The 1,657-nt window shown below is 41.9% G+C and carries 2 protein-coding genes; both read left to right on the top strand.

The window, feature by feature from the left end:
• Window positions 1-254: 254 nt before the first annotated feature.
• On the top strand, window positions 255-1,175 hold the full coding sequence (locus H6A34_RS14330) for a helix-turn-helix transcriptional regulator (RefSeq protein WP_205106066.1): 921 nt from the start codon (window positions 255-257) through the stop codon (window positions 1,173-1,175).
• A gap of 182 nt (window positions 1,176-1,357) precedes the next feature.
• Window positions 1,358-1,588 (top strand): hypothetical protein, encoded by a 231-nt coding sequence (locus tag H6A34_RS14325; protein WP_205106065.1) that lies wholly within the window; start codon window positions 1,358-1,360, stop codon window positions 1,586-1,588.
• The last annotated feature ends 69 nt before the right edge of the window (window positions 1,589-1,657 follow it).

Genomic DNA, 1,657 nt, shown 5'->3' with positions numbered 1-1,657 from the left:
GATTATAAGGAGGAAGAAGGGACGTAATCTTTTGTGATAAAGTCAGTATATTTTATAGATGCCAACCGCCCGAACACTTATCGTGTTCGGGCGGTTGGCGTATGTTCATTAATGTATATCCAGAGCAGGCAAAGCACTAATGCAACTTAATGAACATGTGATACACAGGAACCTTATTATCGAAAATATTTTTCACGGCGACATGTTTTGTCGTCGTGAATTTTTATCTTTGCCATCGTAAAAGATAATTTATTATGAGCAAGCAGGTGGAGGGCATAAGGAGAATGCTCCTTATTCTTAATAAAGTAAGACACGGGAATTTCGTTCCAAGAGGCGAATTGCTGAACTACGTCAACGACAAGATGTCGTGGCACTATGGCTATTCCGAGGTAAGCGGGCGTACGCTTGAACGCGATATACGCGATATTGACGAACTGTTCGGCATAACAATTTCATACAACAGGACGCGGCAAGGTTATTTTATCCGTGAGGATTATATGGGGTACGACGAACGGATAAGCGAGCTGATGATGAACTTCGATCTGCTCAACGCTATCGACCGCACGCCTAACATATCTACGTTCGTACTGCCTGAGCACCATCGTCCACGGTACAGTGAGTGGCTAATGCCGCTTGTAAGGGCAATACACGACCTGCACCCCGTAAGCTTTAGTTATGTTGATTACCGCAACGATTGCAGGGAAAGGCATTTTGACGTATTACCGCATTACCTCAAGGAGTCAAACCAAAGGTGGTACCTTCTGGCGTATGACAAGGCTGTGATGAAGACATTTGGCATTGACCGCATACGCAACCTTGAAGTCCATGATGATGAAACATTCATACGCGCTACTGACAGTGACGTTAATGCAATGTTCAGGGATTGTTTTGGACTATGGAATGACGAGCGTATACCGGTAGAGGACATAGAGCTTCGATATGATGCGCTCGATGGAAGGTTTATCAAGTCAGCGCCTATCCATACATCTCAGACAGTGCTTGTGGACACGCCTGACGAATTCAGGATATCACTTCGGTTGCGGATAACTAACGATTTCGTCATGGAATTGTTGTCGCGTAGCCGTTCGCTCGAAGTCATAAAACCACGGCATTTACGTGAGCGGGTACGTGAAATATATGAGGAAGCATTGAAGCGGAACTCAGATACGCGGTAGATTTACGTTAGAGTAATATTAAGTTGCGCATAGGCCGTATACTGACGCTTTTGTAAAAGACGGCAAATGGCGTTGCGAAAGATGGCTTTTTGCATTGTAATATATGGCTTTTTAAAAGCAGAAAGACCACCTATAAGAATACTGTATTAATATTGATGTTTAACATAAAAACAAATAGGAAAATGAAAATTGACAAAAATTTTTTTACGGGAAAAATATTTAAGCCGACACAAAGACAACTTCATATAAGTGATCGAAACGAATGTGCTAAGGGCTATTTAGAAGAACGTAGATACCTTGAGGAATCAGGTTTTGAGGTTCTTCCGCAGTTTTGTTGGATGGCCTTTCAGCAACATAAAATTGAGCACATCGAGTTTTTCGGTTCATCCGCAGTTCAGTTGGATAAAAAGTGAAAGATAAAGGAAGTCGCTGTAAAAATCGTATATTTGCAGTTGAACAAAAAAACAAAAAACGATGAACAG

Origin of the sequence: Marseilla massiliensis (assembly GCF_016899855.1) — a bacterium.
GTDB lineage: Bacteria > Bacteroidota > Bacteroidia > Bacteroidales > Bacteroidaceae > Prevotella.
The sequence above is the reverse complement of the archived record's forward strand: the minus strand, read 5'-3'. Positions and strand labels throughout refer to the sequence as shown.

Excerpts from the sequence above, each read along its gene's own strand:
- H6A34_RS14330 (WP_205106066.1), top strand. The coding sequence starts at position 255 with ATGAGCAAGCAGGTGGAGGGCATAAGGAGAATGCTCCTTATTCTTAAT.
- H6A34_RS14325 (WP_205106065.1), top strand. The coding sequence starts at position 1,358 with ATGAAAATTGACAAAAATTTTTTTACGGGAAAAATATTTAAGCCGACA.